General features: G+C 62.9%; 18 protein-coding genes. 13 read left to right on the forward strand and 5 right to left on the reverse strand.

The genetic code is table 11. The features are described 5' to 3' along the window. The first annotated feature begins 35 nt into the window (after nt 1–35). The 3 genes from ACSZOQ_RS17470 to ACSZOQ_RS17480 all read left to right on the forward strand — a co-directional run bounded on the left by ACSZOQ_RS17470 (nt 36) and on the right by ACSZOQ_RS17480 (nt 3505). Entirely contained in the window at nt 36–956 is a 921-nt protein-coding gene (locus ACSZOQ_RS17470) for a transporter substrate-binding domain-containing protein (RefSeq protein ID WP_439923664.1), read from the forward strand. 105 nt (nt 957–1061) lie between these two features. Then, nucleotides 1062–2693, forward strand: a complete 1632-nt coding sequence (locus ACSZOQ_RS17475; protein ID WP_439923665.1) for a lysine--tRNA ligase — start codon at nt 1062–1064, stop codon at nt 2691–2693. Between the two features lie 293 nt (nt 2694–2986). Beyond that, the gene (locus ACSZOQ_RS17480; protein WP_439923666.1) at nt 2987–3505 is read left to right on the forward strand and encodes a L,D-transpeptidase; all 519 of its coding nucleotides are present in this window, start codon (nt 2987–2989) and stop codon (nt 3503–3505) included. 19 nt (nt 3506–3524) lie between these two features. Here the strand turns inward: ACSZOQ_RS17480 and ACSZOQ_RS17485 are convergent, their stop codons facing one another. Continuing rightward, on the reverse strand, nt 3525–4112 hold the full coding sequence (locus tag ACSZOQ_RS17485; RefSeq protein WP_439923667.1) for a thermonuclease family protein: 588 nt from the start codon (nt 4110–4112) through the stop codon (nt 3525–3527). Nucleotides 4113–4183: 71 nt separating this feature from the next. Between ACSZOQ_RS17485 and ACSZOQ_RS17490 the strand changes: the two genes are divergently transcribed. Further along, nucleotides 4184–5119, forward strand: a complete 936-nt coding sequence (locus ACSZOQ_RS17490) for an IS1595 family transposase (protein WP_439923668.1) — start codon at nt 4184–4186, stop codon at nt 5117–5119. A gap of 93 nt (nt 5120–5212) precedes the next feature. Here the strand turns inward: ACSZOQ_RS17490 and ACSZOQ_RS17495 are convergent, their stop codons facing one another. The 3 genes from ACSZOQ_RS17495 to ACSZOQ_RS17505 form a co-directional block, all read right to left on the reverse strand. Next, nucleotides 5213–5368 (reverse strand): hypothetical protein, encoded by a 156-nt coding sequence (locus ACSZOQ_RS17495; protein ID WP_439923669.1) that lies wholly within the window; start codon nt 5366–5368, stop codon nt 5213–5215. Continuing rightward, nucleotides 5365–5868: a hypothetical protein gene (locus tag ACSZOQ_RS17500; protein ID WP_439923670.1), complete on the reverse strand. Its 504-nt coding sequence runs from the start codon at nt 5866–5868 to the stop codon at nt 5365–5367. The genes ACSZOQ_RS17495 and ACSZOQ_RS17500 overlap by 4 nt, the downstream gene beginning before the upstream one ends. Before the next feature lie 376 nt (nt 5869–6244). Continuing rightward, nucleotides 6245–6460 (reverse strand): DUF1674 domain-containing protein, encoded by a 216-nt coding sequence (locus tag ACSZOQ_RS17505; RefSeq protein WP_439923671.1) that lies wholly within the window; start codon nt 6458–6460, stop codon nt 6245–6247. 200 nt (nt 6461–6660) lie between these two features. Between ACSZOQ_RS17505 and ACSZOQ_RS17510 the strand changes: the two genes are divergently transcribed. The 5 genes from ACSZOQ_RS17510 to ACSZOQ_RS17530 all read left to right on the forward strand — a co-directional run bounded on the left by ACSZOQ_RS17510 (nt 6661) and on the right by ACSZOQ_RS17530 (nt 13361). Then, complete coding sequence (locus ACSZOQ_RS17510; protein ID WP_439923672.1) at nt 6661–8013, forward strand: RsmB/NOP family class I SAM-dependent RNA methyltransferase; 1353 nt, start codon at nt 6661–6663, stop codon at nt 8011–8013. A gap of 128 nt (nt 8014–8141) precedes the next feature. Then, nucleotides 8142–9896, forward strand: a complete 1755-nt coding sequence (locus ACSZOQ_RS17515) for a heparinase II/III family protein (RefSeq protein WP_439923673.1) — start codon at nt 8142–8144, stop codon at nt 9894–9896. Between the two features lie 100 nt (nt 9897–9996). Next, the gene (purH, locus tag ACSZOQ_RS17520) at nt 9997–11589 is read left to right on the forward strand and encodes a bifunctional phosphoribosylaminoimidazolecarboxamide formyltransferase/IMP cyclohydrolase (RefSeq protein ID WP_439923674.1); all 1593 of its coding nucleotides are present in this window, start codon (nt 9997–9999) and stop codon (nt 11587–11589) included. Nucleotides 11590–11718: 129 nt separating this feature from the next. Further along, nucleotides 11719–12381 carry a c-type cytochrome gene (locus ACSZOQ_RS17525; RefSeq protein ID WP_439923675.1) on the forward strand — a complete coding sequence of 221 codons (663 nt, stop codon included), beginning with the start codon at nt 11719–11721 and terminating at the stop codon, nt 12379–12381. Further along, nucleotides 12378–13361: a c-type cytochrome gene (locus ACSZOQ_RS17530; RefSeq protein WP_439923676.1), complete on the forward strand. Its 984-nt coding sequence runs from the start codon at nt 12378–12380 to the stop codon at nt 13359–13361. The genes ACSZOQ_RS17525 and ACSZOQ_RS17530 overlap by 4 nt, the downstream gene beginning before the upstream one ends. Nucleotides 13362–13375: 14 nt before the next feature. On the opposite strand, the gene ACSZOQ_RS17535 is transcribed toward ACSZOQ_RS17530, so the two are convergent. Then, entirely contained in the window at nt 13376–14764 is a 1389-nt protein-coding gene (locus ACSZOQ_RS17535) for an MFS transporter (RefSeq protein ID WP_439923677.1), read from the reverse strand. A gap of 217 nt (nt 14765–14981) precedes the next feature. Between ACSZOQ_RS17535 and ggt the strand changes: the two genes are divergently transcribed. The 4 genes from ggt (at nt 14982) to panE (ending at nt 19783) form a co-directional block, all read left to right on the forward strand. Next, the gene (gene ggt, locus ACSZOQ_RS17540; RefSeq protein WP_439926121.1) at nt 14982–16712 is read left to right on the forward strand and encodes a gamma-glutamyltransferase; all 1731 of its coding nucleotides are present in this window, start codon (nt 14982–14984) and stop codon (nt 16710–16712) included. Between the two features lie 129 nt (nt 16713–16841). Then, on the forward strand, nt 16842–17417 hold the full coding sequence (locus ACSZOQ_RS17545) for a DUF2239 family protein (RefSeq protein ID WP_439923678.1): 576 nt from the start codon (nt 16842–16844) through the stop codon (nt 17415–17417). Between the two features lie 20 nt (nt 17418–17437). Continuing rightward, nucleotides 17438–18787, forward strand: a complete 1350-nt coding sequence (locus ACSZOQ_RS17550; protein ID WP_439923680.1) for an MATE family efflux transporter — start codon at nt 17438–17440, stop codon at nt 18785–18787. Between the two features lie 75 nt (nt 18788–18862). Continuing rightward, complete coding sequence (panE, locus tag ACSZOQ_RS17555) at nt 18863–19783, forward strand: 2-dehydropantoate 2-reductase (protein ID WP_439923681.1); 921 nt, start codon at nt 18863–18865, stop codon at nt 19781–19783. The last annotated feature ends 11 nt before the right edge of the window (nt 19784–19794 follow it).

A 19794-nucleotide genomic window follows, 5' to 3' on the forward strand; every position in this document is an offset into this window, starting at 1 on the left:
GTTTATAAGACCCTCCGTCCGAAAAGCCGCGGTCAATGCAACCACAGATTACCGTCTCCGCCAACGAAAGATTGATCCGCCGCCGTGCGACCACGCTGGGTTGCCTGCTGATCGCCTGCGCCATGCTGGTTTCAGGCGCAGCAATCAACGGTGCGCGCGCACAGACAGCGGCGAAGACCGCGGCCGTCGCGCCACAGGCGGTGCCGGGCTTCTGGGATCCGCGCCGCCGTCCGGACCGCCCCGATCTGTCCCGCCTAACCGTGATCCGGTTTCTGACCGAGACCGACTATCCGCCCTTCAACTTCACCGGTCCCGACGGCAATCCGGCCGGCTTCAATGTCGATCTGGCGCGCGCCCTGTGCGAGGAGATCAAGGTCACCTGCACGATTCAGATGCGGCGCTTCGAGACGCTGGTGGACGCGCTCACCAGCAACCGTGGCGATGCCATCATCGCCTCGCTCGCGGTAACGCCGGAGCTGCGCAAGCGAGTGGATGTCACCGATCCGTATTATCGAGCGCCGGCACGATTCGTGTCGCGGCGCGACGCCGTGATGGCGGAGGTGCGTCCGGAATACCTCGAGGGCAAGAAGGTCGGCGTGATCGCCGGGTCGGCGCACGGGGCCTATCTCAAGGCTCTTTTCACCGACGCCGAACTGCACACCTATCCGAACGACGAGACGCTGCGGCAGGCGCTGCGGCGGGGCGACGTCGACTTCATTTTTGGCGATGCCATTGCGCTCGCATTCTGGATCAACGGCACCGATTCGGAAAACTGCTGCGCGTTCAGCGGCGGACCCTTTATCGAAAGCCGCTATTTCGGCGAAGGCATCAGCATCACCGTGAAAAAGGGCAATGACGTGCTGCGCCAGGCGTTGAACTGGGCGCTGTTCCGGATCTGGGAAAAAGGCCGCTATACCGACCTGTGGCTGCGGTATTTTTCCGTCAGCCCGTTTTAGAGCATGATCCCGAAAAGTGGGAACCGGTTTTCGGAGAAGATGATGCTCAATCATAAAGGATAAGGCTGGCGCAGCGGACGATGCCGCGCGCCATGGGGAGTTGAGATGTCAGACGTGATATCAGCGAGTGATCTGCGCACGCTCGCCGAGCAATCCAATGCGTGGCCGTTCGAGCAGGCGAAACAGATCGTCGTGCGCCTGAAGAAGGCGCCAAAAGATGAGGTGCTGTTCGAAACCGGCTACGGCCCCTCCGGATTGCCGCATATCGGCACCTTCGGCGAGGTCGCGCGCACCACCATGGTGCGTCACGCCTTCCGCGTGCTGACCGAAGACAGGATCAAGACACGGCTGCTGGCGTTTTCCGACGACATGGACGGCCTGCGCAAGGTGCCGGACAATGTGCCCAACAAGGAGCTGCTGGCGCAGGATCTCGGCAAGCCGCTGACGCAGGTTCGCGATCCCTTCGGCACCCATCCGAGCTTCGGCGAGCACAACAACGCTCGGCTGCGCGCCTTCCTCGACACCTTCGGCTTCGATTACGAATTCGCCAGTTCGACGGCCTACTACACCTCGGGCCGCTTCGACGCCACGCTTCTGAAGGTGCTCGAAAACATCGACAAGGTGATGGCGATCATGCTGCCATCCCTGCGCGAGGAGCGCGCGGCGAGTTATTCGCCATTCCTGCCCATTTGCCCACGCACCGGCTTGGTGCTGCAGGTGCCGATCGTCGCCCATGATGCCAAGGCCGGCACGGTTTCCTACGACGACCCCGAAACCGGGGAGCGGGTCACGGTCCCCGTCACCGGCGGTCACTGCAAGCTGCAATGGAAGCCGGACTGGGCGATGCGCTGGACCGCGCTCGGCGTCGATTATGAGATGGCCGGCAAGGACCTGATCGATTCAGTCAAGCTGTCGGGCAAGATCTGCTCCGCGCTCGGCGGGACGCCGCCGGAAGGCTTCAACTACGAACTGTTTCTCGACGACAAGGGCCAGAAGATTTCCAAATCGAAGGGCAACGGGCTCACGATCGACGAATGGCTGCGCTATGCCTCGCCGGAATCGCTGTCGCTGTTCATGTATCGCGAGCCGAAGGCGGCGAAGCGGCTATATTTCGACGTGATCCCGCGCAACGTCGACGACTACCAGCAGTTTCTCGAAGGCTATCCGCGTCAGGATGCAAGGCAGCAGCTCGCCAACCCGGTCTGGCACATTCATGCCGGCCGCCCGCCTGCGGCCGACATGCCGGTCACGTTCCAGTTGCTGCTGACGCTTGTGTCGTCATCGAACGCGGAGAATGCCGAAACCCTGTGGGGCTTCATCGGCCGCTACCGGCCCGGCGTCACGCCGCAGACCCATCCGAAGCTGGATGCGCTGGTCGGCTATGCCATCAACTATTACCGCGACTTCGTCGCGCCGACGAAAACGTTCCGCAAGCCGACCGAGAATGAGCGCGCAGCGCTGTCCGACCTTCGCGATGCACTGTCGCAACTGCCCGCTGATACCTCGGCCGAAGACATTCAGAACGCGGTCTATGAGATCGGCCGCCGCGAACCCTTCCTCAACCACAAGAAGCTGGCCAAGGACGGCCGCCCCGGCGTCTCGCTCGACTGGTTCAACATGCTCTATCAAGTGCTGCTCGGCCAGGAGAAGGGACCGCGCTTCGGCTCGTTCGTCGCGGTCTACGGCTTACAGAACGCCATCGCGATGATCGACGGCACCCTGGCGCGGGCGGCGTAACGTCTTTCCAATTCCCGCCAGTTCGGCCAGCACCGGTGTAACGCTTCGATACCTTCTCACAGGATTGTCAGCTGCCAGCCGGTGCTAGCGGCGGTTTTGCATCCGAGTGTTGTTTTCCGGTGATTTACTTTGTTTGCGGGATTTTCTTTGAATACGGTCGCAGCGCCGCGCGTCACGGCCGCCGAAACAGACCGAGTCACGAACCCGGCTGACAACACGTCGGCAAAACGCACAGGTACCCTGATGATCTCCGAATGTGACGGATGCGGCGGCGGTGCAATTTGGAGCGAAGGATGTTGACGAAGACTGCGGTGGCATTGGCCGCCACGATCGGAGCGAGCTTGCTCGGTATTGCGTCGGCCGAGGCGAGGCCAGATGCTGTGAGCTATCGCAGTGACTATGCGCCGGGCACGATCGTCGTAAAGACGAAGGAGCGTCGGCTCTACCTGATCGTCGATCAGGATCGTGCGATCCGCTATCCCGTCGGCGTCGGCAAGGCCGGCAAGCAATGGGCGGGCACCGCGCAAATCGAAGGCAAGTATCGCGAGCCCGCATGGGCGCCGCCGGCGGACGTGAAGCGCGACAATCCGAATATTCCGGACGTGATCGCCGGCGGCTCGCCGTCGAATCCGATGGGCGTTGCGGCGATGACGCTGTCCGGCGGCGGACAATACGCCATTCACGGCACCAACCGGCCAGCGACGGTCGGTCATTTCGTGTCCTATGGCTGCATCCGCATGTACAACGACGACATCGACGACCTCTACCGGCGCGTTTCGATTGGAACGCCGGTGGTGGTGACACAGCGCTGATTGTAAACACATTCACCGGTCATTGCGAGCTCGCGCTGGTGCACCAGCGTCCGCGATGCCCGCCGTGGTAGGCGCGGGCGTGACCGCTCGCCAGCATCGCGGCCGAGACGTCTGGCGTCCGCACCGTGGCAGCATCAGCAACGATGCGCCCGTGATATTTGTCAGGACCGATATTGTAGATCGTGATTCCACCCTCGCCGAGCAGATCGTGCAGCCGGGCACTCGCGGCTTTCGCCAGCCGCAGTTCTTCGGGACAAGCGGCCTTCATTTCCGCCGCGTCGATGCCGCGCAACCGCACCCGCGTCGTCATGTCGAGACCGGGCCACAGATGAACCAGCGCCTCGAAGGTATCGCCGTCGATCGTCCTGACAACGTCGACCGGGTGCCGCACCCCCGAATTGGCGGCACCAGCCCAGATCGCACGCGTGTCAGTCTCGGACGGCAGCGACGTTTGGTTAACGACCGCCGGCGGCCAGTGCACCCAGCTCCGAATCGGCAGCATCGTGCCCGCCACCACCCCCAAAATGAAGATCCAGGGCAGGATCGGCGATAGCCGGTTGCGCCAGCGCGGCCCTGACGATGCATTTATTCTGGTATATGGGTACATATTCCCAATTATATACTTGACACCACAAACGCTAGGTATATGGTCCGGCTATCGAAACCGGATTGATTGCAATGTCTCAGTTCAACGCAGCCCATTTCCAGGCCGTCGAAGCGGCCCGCGAGTACCTAGAGGCTCTGCGCTGGGGCGGTGAGCGCGTTTGCCCGCATTGCGGTTCCTTAAATTCGTTCGCAACCAAAAAGCCCGGCGTCTATCGCTGCCGCGAGAAGGAATGCCGGAAGGATTTCAGCGTCACGACCAAGAGCGTCATGGAGTCCAGCCACATCAAGCTGCATATCTGGCTTCAGGCTTTCTACCTCATGGCGTCGTCCAAAAAGGGCGTTTCTAGCCATCAACTGCACCGCGCCTTGGGCGTAACCTATAAAACCGCGTGGTTCCTGTCGCACCGTATCCGCGAAGCGATGCGCAATGGCGGCCTTGTTCCTCCCATGGGCGGTGAAGGCAAAGTTGTCGAAGCCGACGAAACATATTTTGGCCCGACCGCTGTAAAGCGCGTTTCTCCGCAGCGTGGCGACCGTCCGTATCAGAAGGGCAATCGCGGCCCTCGCAATAAGCGAGCTATCGTTTCCCTCGTTGAGCGGGGCGGTTCGGTTCGCTCGTTTCATGTCGCCGTGGCCGATGCCGCGACCGTCGCCGGTATCGTGTCTGCCAATATCCACTACGAAACGCGGCTGCACACCGATGAAAGCCGCCTTTATACTCGCGTTGGTCCCAACTTTGCAGCGCATGAAACCGTCAAGCATACCGCTGGCGAATATGCGCGGGGTGACGTGAATACCAATTCGGTCGAAGGCTTCTTTTCTATCTTCAAGCGCGGCATGAAAGGTGTCTATCAGCATTGCGCTGAGAAGCACTTGCACCGCTACCTTTCAGAATACGACTTTCGCTACAACTACCGGGTCAAGCTCGGATACAACGATGGGGAACGTGCAGACCTTGCAATCAAAGCTGCGGCTGGCAAGCGTCTGACGTATCGTCAATCTCATTAAGCCCGACTACAGCAAAGCCGCAGGCCGCTTCCTGCGCTGGCGCTCAAAGCTCCCAAAGCCAAAACCGAAGTTCGTCAAATATTGGCGGACGAACTAAGGTGCTGTTGCTCTTTTCTTCTTTGCCGCCTTCTTAGCCTTAGTCTTTTGCTTCAATGGATCATGTGGCGTTTTGAGCGCGCCCTTAAGCGCGGCTTCAAAACGCTCTTTAGCTTCCTTCTCGTCGTAGTGCTCGTTTTTCGTCTTAGTCATGCGATCACCGGTATATCCGCGACAACACCAGGGAATCCATCTGGCCTAAGCCGGATCAGTCCTTGCAAATTTTTCAGGACATTAGGATTGTCGACAGTTTTCTCACACCAGTTTCTCACGGATGAGACCACATCCTGGCAAAAAGTCACGGCGTCGAATTGCAGGATATCATCTCCGACCATGCAATTGTGCAAAGTTATGTTCATCCGAGGATGCGGCAACGTAAAGGCGACCCTCGAAGCAATGCGCTTGGATTTCGTTTTGATCTCCGTATTTCCCTTGTGCACAACGCCGCACCTTAAGCTGTAAGCCATCTCGTCAGACATGCTTGGATATTTGTCTGCCAAGTTTTCCCGATACCACTTCTTGTATTCGTCGCGACCAGAATATGACTTTTCCGTTTCCAGACTGGCGCATATGTCAGGAAGGGTCAGAGCTATGATGACCGCCGCATAATATAATTTAGCCTCTATGAGCCGCTCAATTTCCAGCAGGGGCATCTCCAGCGGATGTGGCAGCTTCCGTAGCAGCCAGCACCCCCTTTCCAAAACCAGACTGTAACCAGCCCACGAGTTCCCTAAGGTCCACATCAGTGTAGTTATTCCCGCACTCGTTGAACGCACGAATCAGGAGTCTACCCGATATTGGGTCGCGCCTAAGTTCAACGGGGAAACCTTCCCCGTGCTCTCTCACGCCTTCCATTTCACAGATCAGATCGGGCGCGCCAGCTTCCGGCTTCTCGCCTTCCACCCCTGGACCGTACATTTTGCACCCTGTGGTTTCAAGTATATAAATGGGTACATATTCCTAGAATAAAGCGAGTCGCGCCAACCCGCAAGCCGCGCAAGCGGGAGCGAGGCGGAAATAAAGATACGCTCAAAAGTCCGATGCGATCCCGTTGCGCTCCCAGTCGCCGAACCGCGTCGGTTCGGGGCCCTTCGGTCCCTGAACCTCTTTTGGGCCGGAAGAGGCGGCGGTTTGCGCGGCGCGCCGGGCCTCGGCCTCGGCAAGCGCTCGCTGGGCCGCCGGCGTCAGCGATTTGCGCGCATAGGTCGGACCGGTCCCCGACAATATGGACGGTTCGTCCGCCATGTCATGTCCTCCGGCCGGCGAGACGAACTGTCATCGCGTGAAAACGGCCACCCATAATAAATCATGCCCAAAATGAGCGAACATGGTGGCGATTCTTATATTTGGCATATTCACGTGTCACGAATCTTATCCGCTGCGATCGAACGCGCAACGGATGCGTTATCTGTCATCCCTCATCCTTAAGCGATGTACTTAACCTCATGCAGTCAACCAGATTCGCACCGCCTACCGAGGTCCCCGGCCTCGCAGCCCGGCGCATCGCAGCGGATATTCTCGACGGCGTCCTGCATAAGCGTCGCACGCTCGACGAGCAGCTCGAGGGCGCCGCCGCGCATCCCGGCCTGAAAGCGCTTGCCGATCGCGACCGCGCGTTGATGCGGCGTCTGGTAGCGACGATCCTGCGCCGGCTCGGAACCCTCGGCCATGTGCTGTCGCGGCTCCTCGATCGCGGCATCCCGACCGATGCGCCACGCGCACAGAGCGCGCTTTTGATCGGCGCGGCGCAGATTCTCTGGATGGACGTGCCGGATCATGCTGCCGTCGATCTGTCGGTACGGCTTGTCCAATCGGATCGCCGCGCCGCGAAATATGCGGGACTTGTCAACGCGGTACTGCGCCGCTGTGCACGCGAAGGCCAGCACTTGATCGATGGGGTCCGGTCGGAAGCGCTCGATGTCCCGCCCTGGCTGATGGCGCGGTGGACCGCCCACTATGGCGAGAGTATCGCGAAAGCCATCGCCACAGCGATCGGCCACGAACCGCCCCTTGATCTCACCGTCAAGGCCGACGCGGCGCACTGGGCGACTCGTTTGCACGGCGAAGCCTTGCCGACCGGAACCGTTCGCACCTCGTTGCAGGGCCCGATCGCGATGCTGCCCGGATTTTCAGAAGGGCAGTGGTGGGTGCAGGACGCCGCCGCGGCGCTGCCGGTGCGGCTGTTCGGTGATATCGCCGGACGGCGCATCGCCGACCTCTGCGCAGCACCCGGCGGCAAGACCGCGCAACTCGTGCAGGCCGGCGCGGACGTGACCGCGATCGACCGGTCGCCAAATCGGGTAGCGCGGCTGCGCGAAAATCTCGGCCGGTTGTCGCTGGGGGCGCGGGCGCTCGTCGCCGATGCCGTCGAATGGCAGGATGATGTCGCCGGCGAAGGTTTTGACGGCGTGCTGGTCGACGCGCCCTGCTCCGCGACAGGCACCATCCGCCGTCATCCGGACGTGGCCTGGCTCAAGCAGGATTCGGATATCGCGGCGCTGACAGCCCTGCAAAACCGCTTGCTGCAAAAAGCGCTCGCGCTGCTCAAGCCCGGCGGAACTCTAATCTACTGCACCTGCTCGCTGGAACCCGAGGAGGGTGAGCAGATCGTCGCCGTGCTGCTCGCGTCCGAGTCAGGAGTCCGGCGCGCGCCGGTCAGCGCCGCGGAAGTGGCCGGACTGGAGGATATCGTGACGCCGGCGGGCGATCTGCGCACCCTGCCCTGCCATCTGCCGCACGACGATCCGAGGCTCGGCGGGCTCGACGGTTTCTACGCGGCACGATTGACCAAGACCTGATTTCCAAAGGCGATTCGCGACATTTCAAGATGGTGCGTTACCGGCCTTTCCGGATTAAAAAGGATTTTGCGAAAGAGTCCCCCGTCAACTCAAGGGATTCGCGGGAATCCTCACACCAAAGGCACAGCGTGTCGGTCGCTCATCGCAGACGCATTTCAACGCTGTTGCTCCGCCGCTTCGCGCGACGGACGATCGCGCGCGTCGGAGACGGCCCGGCGGCGTTGTCGCGGCTGTGGCCCAGCCGCACCGACCGCCTGATGATCGCGCCGCACGACCTGCGCACCGCCGACGCCACCCGCGCTGCAGAGATCTACGCCGGTCGTTTCGTGTTCGCGGGCAAGATCATCACCTGTCATTCCCGCTCGATCTTCGACCTCGAGCCGCCGTCGGAGGATTGGGAAGCCGCCCTACTGGGTTTCGGCTGGCTGCGGCATCTGCGCGCCGCCGACACCGCGATCACGCGCGCCAATGCGCGATCGCTGGTCGACGACTGGATGTCGAACCCGGCGCGCAAGCGGCCGCTGGGGCGGCGCGCCGACGTCATGGCACGTCGCGTCATTTCGCTATTGTCGCAGGCGCCGCTTGTGCTCAGCGATACCGACGGAAAATTCTATCGCCGATATCTGCGCGCACTTGCCCGCGACATCCGCCTGTTGCGTTTCGGCCTGCACGACGCACCCGACGGCGTGTCACGGCTCCAGGTTCTGATCGCGCTGTGCTACGCCGCGTTGTGTCTTGCGAACCAGGCCCGCAACATCCGCACTGCGACGCGCAAGCTGTCCGACGAATTGCGTCGGCAGATCCTGCCCGACGGCGGCCATGTCTCACGCAATCCCGGCGCCTTGATCGAACTGCTGATCGACCTGTTGCCGCTCCGGCAAACCTTCGCCCCGCGCAACATCGCGCCGCCGCCAGCACTGCTGAACGCCATCGACCGCATGATGCCGATGCTGCGCTTCTTCCGTCACGGCGACGGCAGTTTCGCGCTGTTCAACGGCATGAGCGGTGCGCCATCCGACCTCCTGGCAACGCTTCTGGCCTATGACGACACCCGCGGCATACCGATGGCCAATATGCCGCACACCGGCTTCCAGCGGCTCGACGCCGGCGCGACGACGCTGATCGTCGATACCGGACCACCGCCGCCGTCGAACCTCAGTGAAGCAGCGCATGCCGGCTGCCTGTCGTTCGAGCTGTCCTCCGGTCCAAACCGGATCGTGACCAATTGCGGCACGCCCTCGAGCGGCCGTGACAACTGGCGCGCCTTCGCACGCACCACGCCGGCGCACTCCACGCTGACCTGCCATGCGACATCGTCGTGTCAGTTCGTCGAACAATCGGCGATGAAGCGCTTGCTGCAGGGCGCGCCGATCGTCAGCGGTCCAGCCAATGTCGAAAGCGCCCGCGAGACCGTGGACGAGGGCGAACGGCTGACGGCGTCGCATGACGGCTATCGCGCCCGATTCGGCCTGATCCATCGCCGCGTGCTGACGATGGCGCATGACGGCTCCCGGCTGGAGGGCGAGGACACGCTGGCGCCGGCGCCCGGCGGCCGCATCAAGGGCAGCCAGATAGATTACGCATTGCGTTTTCATCTGCATCCGTCGGTCAAGGCGAGCCGCCTCAACGATGCGCGCGGGGTGATGCTGGTGTTGCAAAACCGCGAGGTCTGGACGTTCGAGGCACCAGACGACCGGGTCGACCTCGAAGACAGCGTGTTTCTCGCCGGCAACGACGGGCCCCGCCGCACTGCGCAGATCGTGATTTATCAGAACGCCCGACTGGTCCCCAGAGTGCGCTGGAGTATCGTCCGTTCGGCCACTTCGCCCACGGCCACCAACGCCCGCCGCAATGCGAGCCGACAGCCGGAATTGCCGCTGTAGCGGCATCCAGCACCCCCGACGCCGCAATACCGGACAAGGCCGGTTTCATCCGCGGGAAAATCATGCTAACCGGCCGCCTTATTCCCCCAGGATCGATATCATGACCGACCATCCGCGCCGCGTGACCCGCGCACTGCTTTCCGTTTCCGACAAGACCGGCCTGATCGAGTTTGCTCGCGCACTGGCCGGGCAAGGCATCGCGCTGGTCTCCACTGGAGGCACCGCCAAGGCGATCACCGCTGCGGGACTGAAGGTCAGCGATGTCTCCGATCTCACGGGCTTTCCGGAAATGATGGACGGCCGGGTCAAGACGCTACATCCGAATGTGCACGGCGGCCTGCTCGCGATCCGCGACAACGCCGATCATGCCAAGGCGATGAAGGATCATGGCATCGCGCCGATCGACCTGCTCGTCGTCAATCTCTATCCGTTCGAAGCGACCGTCGACAAAGGCGCCGATTACGAGGATTGCATCGAGAACATCGACATCGGGGGCCCCGCGATGATCCGAGCCGCCGCGAAAAACCATGGCGATGTCGCGGTCGTTGTCGAGCCGCAGGACTATCAGGTGGTGCTCGACGAGCTCAAAGCCAATGCGGGCGCGACCACGCTGAGCTTGCGCAAGCGTCTTGCCGCGAAAGCCTATGCGCGCACCGCCGCCTATGACGCAGCGATTTCCAATTGGTTTGCGGTACAGCTTGCGACCGACGCGCCGGACTATCGCGCCATCGGCGGGCGTCTCGCGCAGACGCTGCGTTATGGTGAAAACCCGCACCAGACCGCCGCGTTCTACCGCACGCCGGAGCGTCGCGCCGGCGTCGCGACCGCGCGTCAGTTGCAGGGCAAGGAGTTGTCCTACAACAACATCAACGACACCGACGCGGCCTATGAGTGCGTCGCCGAATTCGATGCGACCCGCACCGCTGCCTGCGTCATCATCAAGCACGCCAATCCCTGCGGCGTCGCGGAAGGCGCAGATCTGGCTGACGCCTATCGCAAGGCGCTCGCCTGCGACACCACCTCGGCCTATGGCGGCATCATCGCCTTCAACCGCACGCTGGACGTCAACGCGGCCAATGCGGTGGCCGCTATCTTCACCGAAGTGATCATCGCGCCCGATGCGACCGAGGAAGCGATTGCGATCATCGGCAAGCGCAAGAATCTCCGGTTGTTGCTCGCGGGCAGCCTGCCCGATCCGCGCGCGCGCGGCCTGACCGCAAAGACGGTGGCCGGCGGACTTCTGGTGCAGGGCCGCGACAACGCCGTCGTCGACGACATGGCGCTGAAGGTTACGACGAAGCGAGCGCCGACCGACGCCGAAATGCGCGATTTGCGCTTTGCGTTCCGCGTCGCCAAGCACGTCAAGTCGAACACCATCGTCTATGCCAGGGATCTCGCCACCGTCGGCATCGGAGCGGGACAGATGAGCCGCGTCGACTCCGCGCGCATCGCCGCGCGCAAGGCGGAAGACGCGGCGCACGAGCTGAAGCTCGCGGAACCTTTGACCAAAGGCTCGGTTGTGGCGTCGGATGCCTTCTTCCCATTCGCCGACGGTATGCTGGCCTGCATCGAGGCGGGCGCAACCGCCGTCATTCAGCCGGGCGGCTCGATGCGCGACGACGAGGTGATCAAGGCAGCGGACGAGCACGGCATCGCCATGGTGTTCACCGGCATCAGGCATTTCCGGCATTGAAGCCGGTCGCTTCGAGGTTCCGGCAGCAATCGCTGCTGTGTTCTTTCTTCTAGGATGTTACGGTTCTTCCTCGGACGACGCGAAACCTTGAGAGCACAAACATTGAAAGTGAACGTGAGGCAAAAACGGATGAGATCGGTGGTCGGCGGAGCACTGCTGCTCTTTGGGATGTCGGCGCTGCCGGTGCTTGCGGCGGATGGGAAAAACACCACCGCGAACGCGATACCCGCCGGGGCGGCATCGTGCTCACCGTGTCACGGCAAGCAGGGAGAGGGCCAGCCGACAACCGGAGTGCCGCGTCTTGCGGGTCTCAATGCACAATACCTCGAACATCAGCTGGCGAGTTTCAAGGACGGCACGCGCAAGAATCGCATCATGCAGATGATCGCGTCGGACCTGTCGGACGGCGAAAAAAATGCGATAGCAAGCTACTATGCCGACATCATGACGCCGAAGTCCGAAACCGCGCCGGCTGACGCGGCCGTGATCGCCGCAGGAGCGAAGCTTGCCGCGACCGGCGAGTGGTCGAAAGACCTGCCCGGTTGCGGACAATGTCACGGGGCCGCCGGCCTTGGCGTCGGAACGGACTTTCCGCGTCTCGCGGGACAATGGGCTGTCTATATCGAGAAAGCACTTCGGTCGTGGAAGGCCGGCGATCGCAAGAACGATCCGATGGGCGTGATGGCCAATGTCGCGAACAAGCTGACCGACGACCAGATCAAGAGCCTCGCCGCTTACTACGAGAGCCTGCCGGTAACGGCGCCGGCCCATGCATCGGAGACCAAGCCATGACACGCAATCCGGTTGCCCCTTCGATCCCGGCCGCGGCCGTTCTCGCCCTCGCGGCTGCGGGCTTCATCGGATACATGCTGTCTGCCAGCGCGGCGACCCCACTGACAGGCGCAACGCCTGAACAGCCCCCCGCACCAAAAGCGGAAGCCGCGCGTCCCTCATATACGCCGCCCGCGGACAGCGACATTCCGGACGGGCCTTTCGGCGACATGATCCGGCTCGGCGAGGCGATCTTTCACGACACCCAGCACAATGCGAAGGGCTTCATCGGCAACGACCTGCAGTGCTCGAACTGTCACATCGATCGCGGCCGTCAACCGAACTCGGCGCCGTTGGGCGCCGCCTATCTTCTTTACCCGGCCTATCGCGCCAAGAACGGCCGCGTGAATACCTTTCAGGAGCGGCTGCAAGGCTGTTTCCGCTTCAGCATGAACGGCAAGGCGCCTCCGTTCAACGACAAGGTGCTGGTGGCGCTCGAGACCTATGCCTACTTCCTGGCGAAGGGCGCTCCGACCGGCATCGCCGTCAAGGGCCAAGGCTATCCCAAGCTGAAAGCGCCGGATCAGCCGGCCGACTATGATCGCGGCGCCAAGGCTTACGCACAGCATTGCTCCCTCTGTCATGGCGCCGACGGCAAGGGACAAAAATCGGCCGACGGACAAACCGTGTTTCCGCCGCTATGGGGACCGCGCTCGTTCAATTGGGGGGCGGGCATGGCCTCGATCAACAACGCCGCGGGCTTTATCAAGGCCAACATGCCGCTCGGTCTCGGCGGCTCACTGAGCGATCAGGATGCGTGGGACATCGCCACCTACATGGACAGCCAGGAGCGGCCGCAGGATCCGAGGTTTGTCGATTCAGTCACGGAGACCCGCAAGCGATTCCACGACGAGCCGACATCGAAATATGGCCTGGTCGTGAACGGCGTCCTGCTTGGCGAGAAGTCGCCGCCGTCAGGGACGATCAACGCGACGGATTGAACGCGCAGGCGCAGCTACTCGCGCACGCGGGACAACAGCGCAAGCCCGGCGACGAAGAACAGCACCAGCACCGCCATGCCCGCCTTCTGGCTTGCGGTGATCGCGGTGATGAAGCCGATCAGCAACGGGCCGATGAACGACGTCACCTTTCCGGTGAGCGCGAACAATCCAAAAAACTGCGCGATGCGGTCTTTCGGCGCGAGCCGGATCAGCAACGTCCGCGAGGCCGCCTGCAAAGGACCGCCGGCTCCGCCGATCAGGCAGCCGAGGATGAGGTAGGCCTTCTCCGCGGGTGACGCGAACAGCCCGCCGCCGGGCACGGGCGGCGCGACCTTCACGAACAGGATCGAATCCTTCTCCACCATCAGGATCGCCGCGATCGATAACAATAAGACAGTCATGCTCGCTGCGATGACGACTTTCGGACCCACCTTGTCGTCGAGCTTGCCGCCGATCCACGCGCCGAGCGCGCCGGCAACGGCAAGCAGGATGCCGAACACTCCCATCTGTATGGTTTGCCAGCCGAAGGTGCCGGCGGCATAAATGCCGCCGAATGCAAACAGCGACACCAGCCCATCAGTGTAGATCATGTTGGCGAGCAGGAAGGTCGCGATCGATTTTCGCTTTGGCAGTTCACTGAGCGTTCCGCGCAGTTCGATCAATCCTTCGCGCAGCGCCGCTCGCACCGGACGCTTGGCCGGGAAATCCGGTGTCAGCAAAAACATCGGCAGCACGAAGATGATGAACCAGAGGCCGGTCAAGGGACCCGTGATGCGATCGCCCTGATGGGTGACGGGATCGAGACCGAACAGCGGCGACAAGCCGAACAGAGTTTTGCCCGTGGCGGGATTGGCGGCGAGGAAGCCGAGCACCAGGACGAGGCTGAGGATGCCGCCGATGTAGCCGGTGGCCCATCCGGTCCCCGAAAGTCGGCCGATCTTGTGGGGCGGCACCAGCGACGGCATCATCGCGTTGTTGAACACGGTGGCGAACTCGACGCCGATGGTGGCGATGCCATAGGCGATCAATAGCGGCAGAATTACGCTCGGGTCGCCGGGCTTACCGATCCACATCAGGCTGGAGCCGATCACCAGCAGCGCACCGAAGGTTGCGATCCACGGCTTACGCCGGCCGCTGGCATCGGCGATGGCGCCGAGCACCGGCGAGGCGAGCGCGATCACGATGCCGGCCGCGCCCGTCGCAAATCCCCACAGCGATTGCCCCTCGACCGGCGTCGCCGCGACGAAGGTTGCGAAATAGGGCGCGAATACGAAGGTCGTGATCAGCGTGAAATAGGGCTGCGCCGCCCAGTCGAACATGATCCAGCTCGCAACCGCCGTGCGTGACGCATAGCGCGTCTCAAGTTCGGCATTGCCTGCTGGTATGGCCGTCGTCACCGTCATGATCGATATGTCCCGTCGGATCACGCGGGGCGTCTGGCCTCGCGCGCCGAAATCCCTATAGCATTGATTGGTTGACGGAACGACACCACAGCGGGATGAGGGTTCCGCTCGCATTGGAATCGATCGTTCATGATTTTAGATCAATTCGATCCAAAATCATCGTGATCGAGCATCACCCATGGAGCAATGCATGATCCGCCGCAGGCCATTCCGACACATGTTTTTCGTGATCGCCTTTTCCGTGATCGCTGCATTGATGGTGATTGGGACGCCCGCGTCCGCGCAGGATGCACGCGGCGCTTCCCCGCTGCTCTCATCCGGTGTGAGCCGTCCGACGGTCGCGAAACACGGCATGGTGGTGGCGCAGGAGGAACTCGCAGCCGCGATCGGCGCGCAGGTGCTGGCGCGTGGCGGCAATGCAGTCGATGCGGCGGTGGCGACCGGCTTCGCCATGGCGGTCACCTATCCGCGCGCCGGTAATATCGGCGGCGGCGGCTTCATGGTGATTCACCTTGCCGATCGCAATCGAGACATCGCCATCGACTATCGCGAGACCGCGCCGGCCGCGACAACCCGCGACATCTTCCTGGGCGCCGACGGCAAACCGGAGCCTGCGAAGTCGCGCGATTCGGCGCTTGGCATCGGCGTGCCCGGAACCGTGGCTGGCCTCGCTTTGGCGCTCGACAAATACGGCTCGGGCAAGTTTGCGCTCGCCGATCTGCTCAAGCCAGCGATCACGCTGGCGCGTGACGGGTTCAAAATCGACGACGACACCGCCGACACGCTGCCGCAATGGCACCGGCGTCTCGCGCCTTGGCCGTCGTCCATTGCGATATTTTCGCGCCCCGACGGCAGCTCGCTGCGCGATGGCGACCTTCTGATTCAAACCGATCTGGCCGCGACCCTGACCGCGATCGCCGAGGGCGGGCCACGAGGCTTTTATGAAGGCCCGGTGGCTTCGAAGCTGGTGAAGGCAATCCGCGCCGCCGGCGGGATCATGACGCTGGATGATCTGAAGTCCTATCAGCCGCTGGTCCGCGAACCGGTGCGCGGCAGCTACCGCGGCTACGACATTGTCTCGATGCCGCTGTCGTCGTCCGGCGGCACCGTGCTGATGGAATCGCTGAACATCCTCGAAGGATTTCCGATGCGCGATCTGCATCAGGGTTCGGTCGATTCGCTGCATCTTCTGATCGAGGCGATGAAGCGCGCCTATGCCGACCGCGCGCGCTATCTCGGCGATCCCGCCTTCGTGCACGCGCCGATCGCAACGCTGCTCGCCAAGGACTATGCCGCAAAGCAGCGCGCCTCGATCGACATGACCCGCGCGATGCCCGCCGACGCGGTGCCATTGCCGCCACCGCACGAGGGCGAAAACACCACGCATTTTTCCGTGGCCGATGCCTTCGGCAACGCGGTCAGCAACACATATACGCTCAACTTCAGCTACGGCGTCGGACTGGTGGCGGAAGGCACCGGCGTCCTCCTCAACAACGAGCTTGACGATTTCACCGCAGCGCCGGGCGCGTCGAATGCCTATGGCCTTGTCGGGTTCGAGGCCAACCTGCCCGGCCCCGGCAAGCGCCCGCTGTCCTCGATGACGCCAACCATCGTGCTGAAGGACGGCAGGCCGGTGCTGGTGACGGGATCGCCCGGCGGCAGTCGCATCGTCTCCACGGTCCTGCAGGTGATCGTCAACGTACTCGACTACGATATGAACATCGCTGCCGCGGTCGATGCGCCGCGCTTGCATCATCAATGGCTGCCGGATCAGGTCCGCGCCGAGCACGGCTTCCCCGAGCAAATTATCGCGGGATTGCGAACGAGGGGCCACACCGTCGTTGTGCCGATGGGACAGACCTCCGCCAACTCCATCGCCATCACACCGGATGGCTTCTTCGGGGCGGCGGATCCGAGAACGCGCGGGTCGAGTGCTGCGGGATATTGAGACAGGCGGGCCGGTCAAGCCCGCCGGGGCATAGCTGAGCCCTGTCGCTGATAATATTTACCCGGGTAATATTGACGTGTAAATTATATCCGGGTAATAATAGTCAGCCTAACCATAATGGACATACCGATGATCCGCGATCAGACCTCCTGTTTCACCGCGTTCGAGGGCCAGCGGCGCATCGCATCCGGCCCGCTCGCCGATGTCGCGCTCGCGGTCAAGCGCGCGGAGACGCGCACGACCGCTCCGATCGCGATCTACAGCGACGCGACCGGGCGCCCGATCGACCTCGATCTGCGCGGGTCCGACGACGAGATCGCCGCGCGCCTGCAGCGGACCTTGCCGACCGAGGCGACCGAACCGCGCGGCCGCGGACGGCCGAAACTCGGCGTGGTCGCGCGCGAGGTGACGCTGCTGCCGCGACACTGGGAGTGGCTGAGCGCGCAGCCCGGCGGCGCGTCGGTCGCCTTACGCAAACTGGTCGACGAGGCGCGCCGTGCCAATGGCGACAGGGATCGCCACCGCGTAGCGCGCGACGCCGCCTATCACTTCATGTCCGCGATGGCGGGCAATCTTGCAAACTTCGAGGAAGCCACACGCGCGCTATACGCCGACGACCAACGGCGGCTGGCAGACTTGATCGCCGGCTGGCCGGACGACATCCGCGATCACGTCAATAAACTCGCTTTCGGCGGTGCCGTCTGAACTCACGCAAGGATCCGATCATGACCGCCGCGCGACCGCTGTGGCAGGCGTACCTCGCCTTCCTGATGCCGATGATGTTGAGCAACGTCCTGCAGTCGCTGTTCGGCACCATCAATGGCATCTACCTCGGCCAGATGATCGGCGTCGATGCGCTCGCCGCCGCCTCGATCTTCTTTCCGGTGATGTTCTTCTTCATCTCCTTCATCATCGGGCTCGGCGCGGGTTCGTCGGTGCTGATCGGCCAGGCGTGGGGCGCGCGCGCAGGGGACAAGGCGAAGGCGATCGCCGGGACCACGCTGGCGCTGACATTGCTCGGCGGCGGCGTGATCGCGGTCGGCGGCGGGCTGTTCGCACGCCATCTGATGGTCGCGCTGGCAACGCCGCCCAACATTCTCGACGCCGCGACCGACTACGCCCGTATCATGTTGGTCACCATGCCGGCGACGTTCACTTTCCTGCTGGCCACCGCGATGATGCGAGGCGTGGGCGACACCGTTACTCCTTTATGGGCGCTAGCGATCTCGACCGTGATCGGGCTCGTCGTCACGCCGGCGCTGATCCAGGGATGGTTTGGGATGCCGCAGCTCGGCGTCGCCAGCGCCGCGATTGCCGCCGCGATCTCGTCGGTCGTGACGCTGTTGTGGCTCGGTGTGCACATGCGGCGGATAAATCATCCGCTGGCGCCCGATGCGGTGCTTCTGCGCGCCATGCGGCTCGATCGCGAACTGCTCGGCAAGGTGCTGCGCATCGGAGTGCCCACCGCGGTCCAGCTCGTGGTGATGTCGCTCGCGGAAATCGTCCTGCTCGGCATCGTCAACGGGTTCGGCTCCGAGGCCACGGCCGCCTATGGCGCCGTCAACCAGGTGTTGAGCTACGTACAATTCCCGGCGATCTCGATCGCCATCACCGCGTCGATCTTCGCGGCGCAAGCGATCGGCGCGGGTCATAACCAGCGGATCGGTTCGATCGTGCGCACCGGGATGTGGCTCAATCTGCTTTTGACCGGCGGCCTTGTGGCGCTCGGCTACCTGCTGTCGCGGATCATCATCGGACTTTTTATCACGAGCCCCGAGGTCCTCGATCTGGCGCAGACGCTGTTGTTCCTCGTGCTCTGGAGTACGATCCCGTTCGGCATGGCCACTTTGTTCTCAGCCACCATGCGCGCGAGCGGCACGGTGCTGGTGCCGACGCTGCTGTCTATTCTCGCGATCGTCGCGGTCGAGGTGCCCGTCGCGGTCGTGCTCAGCCGCCGGATCGGGGTCGAAGGCGTCTGGATCGCCTACCCCGCCGCATTCTGCACCATGATGGTGCTGCAAATGGCCTTCTACCGGTTGGTCTGGCGCAAGCGCGAGATCAAGCGGCTGATCTGATGGGATAGAGTCGTCTAACGGCACGCGAGCCGGTACCGAAGAGAACTCAGGACACAACAAATACGGAGCACATCCATGCGCATTCTCGTTGTGGGAGCCGGCGCGACCGGCGGCTATTTCGGCGGCAGGGTGCTCCAGGCCGGTCAGAATGTCACCTTTCTGGTGCGTCCTAAACGCGCCACTGAGCTGGCGAGCGCCGGTCTCGTAATCAGGAGCCCGCACGGCGACGTGACGCTGACGAATCCGCCGACGGTGCAGGCCGACGCGCTGAGCGAGACGTTCGACGTCATCCTGCTGAGCTGCAAGGCCTTCGATCTCGATGACGCGATCAAGTCATTTGCGCCCGCGGTCGGGCCACACACGGCGATCATCCCGTTGCTCAACGGGATGCGGCATATGGAGACGCTCGACGCGAAATTCGGTCGCGAGCGCGTGCTCGGCGGCCTGTGTTCGCTCGCGGTCACACTCAGCGAGAAGCGTGAAGTGGTCCAGCTCGCGCCGATGCAGTCGCTTGGTTTCGGTGAACGCGACGGCGGCACAAGCGACCGCGTCAAAGCCATCACTGAGGTCTTCGCCAGCGGCAATTGCGGATCGCAGGCGTCCGAGCACATCATCCAGGACATGTGGGAGAAGTGGGTGTTTTTGGCGACGCTGGCCGGCGCCACCTGCCTGATGCGCGCGTCCATCGGACAGATCGTCGCCGCGCCCGGCGGGCGGGATTTCATCCTCAGCACCCGCGACGAAATCGCCGGGATCGCAAAGGCGGCCGGTCATGCGCCGCGCGAAGCAATCATGACCCGCACCACCGGAATCCTGACGACGGAAGGCTCGCCACTGACCGCTTCCATGTTCCGCGACATCGAGGCGGGCGCGCGGGTCGAGGCCGATCACATCATCGGCGATCTCATCACCCGCGCCGAGGCCGCGAAGCTGCCGGTGCCGAAGCTGCGCACGATCTATACGCATCTGAAGGCGTATGAGAAACAGCGGGGATGACCGCCACAGCG

Source organism: Nitrobacter sp. JJSN (genome assembly GCF_051912485.1).
Classification (GTDB): Bacteria; Pseudomonadota; Alphaproteobacteria; order Rhizobiales; family Xanthobacteraceae; genus Nitrobacter.

What these genes read in the sequence shown, in the direction of transcription:
- ACSZOQ_RS17545 (WP_439923678.1), top strand. Translation starts at nt 16,842, where the DNA reads ATGATCCGCGATCAGACCTCCTGTTTCACCGCGTTCGAGGGCCAGCGG.
- ACSZOQ_RS17470 (WP_439923664.1), top strand. Translation starts at nt 36, where the DNA reads ATGCAACCACAGATTACCGTCTCCGCCAACGAAAGATTGATCCGCCGC.
- ACSZOQ_RS17525 (WP_439923675.1), top strand. Translation starts at nt 11,719, where the DNA reads ATGAGATCGGTGGTCGGCGGAGCACTGCTGCTCTTTGGGATGTCGGCG.
- purH (WP_439923674.1), top strand. Translation starts at nt 9,997, where the DNA reads ATGACCGACCATCCGCGCCGCGTGACCCGCGCACTGCTTTCCGTTTCC.
- ACSZOQ_RS17480 (WP_439923666.1), top strand. Translation starts at nt 2,987, where the DNA reads ATGTTGACGAAGACTGCGGTGGCATTGGCCGCCACGATCGGAGCGAGC.
- ACSZOQ_RS17500 (WP_439923670.1), bottom strand. Translation starts at nt 5,868, where the DNA reads ATGCCCCTGCTGGAAATTGAGCGGCTCATAGAGGCTAAATTATATTAT.
- ACSZOQ_RS17530 (WP_439923676.1), top strand. Translation starts at nt 12,378, where the DNA reads ATGACACGCAATCCGGTTGCCCCTTCGATCCCGGCCGCGGCCGTTCTC.
- ACSZOQ_RS17550 (WP_439923680.1), top strand. Translation starts at nt 17,438, where the DNA reads ATGACCGCCGCGCGACCGCTGTGGCAGGCGTACCTCGCCTTCCTGATG.
- panE (WP_439923681.1), top strand. Translation starts at nt 18,863, where the DNA reads ATGCGCATTCTCGTTGTGGGAGCCGGCGCGACCGGCGGCTATTTCGGC.
- ACSZOQ_RS17510 (WP_439923672.1), top strand. Translation starts at nt 6,661, where the DNA reads ATGCAGTCAACCAGATTCGCACCGCCTACCGAGGTCCCCGGCCTCGCA.
- ACSZOQ_RS17495 (WP_439923669.1), bottom strand. Translation starts at nt 5,368, where the DNA reads ATGACTAAGACGAAAAACGAGCACTACGACGAGAAGGAAGCTAAAGAG.
- ACSZOQ_RS17475 (WP_439923665.1), top strand. Translation starts at nt 1,062, where the DNA reads ATGTCAGACGTGATATCAGCGAGTGATCTGCGCACGCTCGCCGAGCAA.
- ACSZOQ_RS17490 (WP_439923668.1), top strand. Translation starts at nt 4,184, where the DNA reads ATGTCTCAGTTCAACGCAGCCCATTTCCAGGCCGTCGAAGCGGCCCGC.
- ACSZOQ_RS17535 (WP_439923677.1), bottom strand. Translation starts at nt 14,764, where the DNA reads ATGACGGTGACGACGGCCATACCAGCAGGCAATGCCGAACTTGAGACG.
- ACSZOQ_RS17485 (WP_439923667.1), bottom strand. Translation starts at nt 4,112, where the DNA reads ATGTACCCATATACCAGAATAAATGCATCGTCAGGGCCGCGCTGGCGC.
- ACSZOQ_RS17505 (WP_439923671.1), bottom strand. Translation starts at nt 6,460, where the DNA reads ATGGCGGACGAACCGTCCATATTGTCGGGGACCGGTCCGACCTATGCG.
- ggt (WP_439926121.1), top strand. Translation starts at nt 14,982, where the DNA reads ATGTTTTTCGTGATCGCCTTTTCCGTGATCGCTGCATTGATGGTGATT.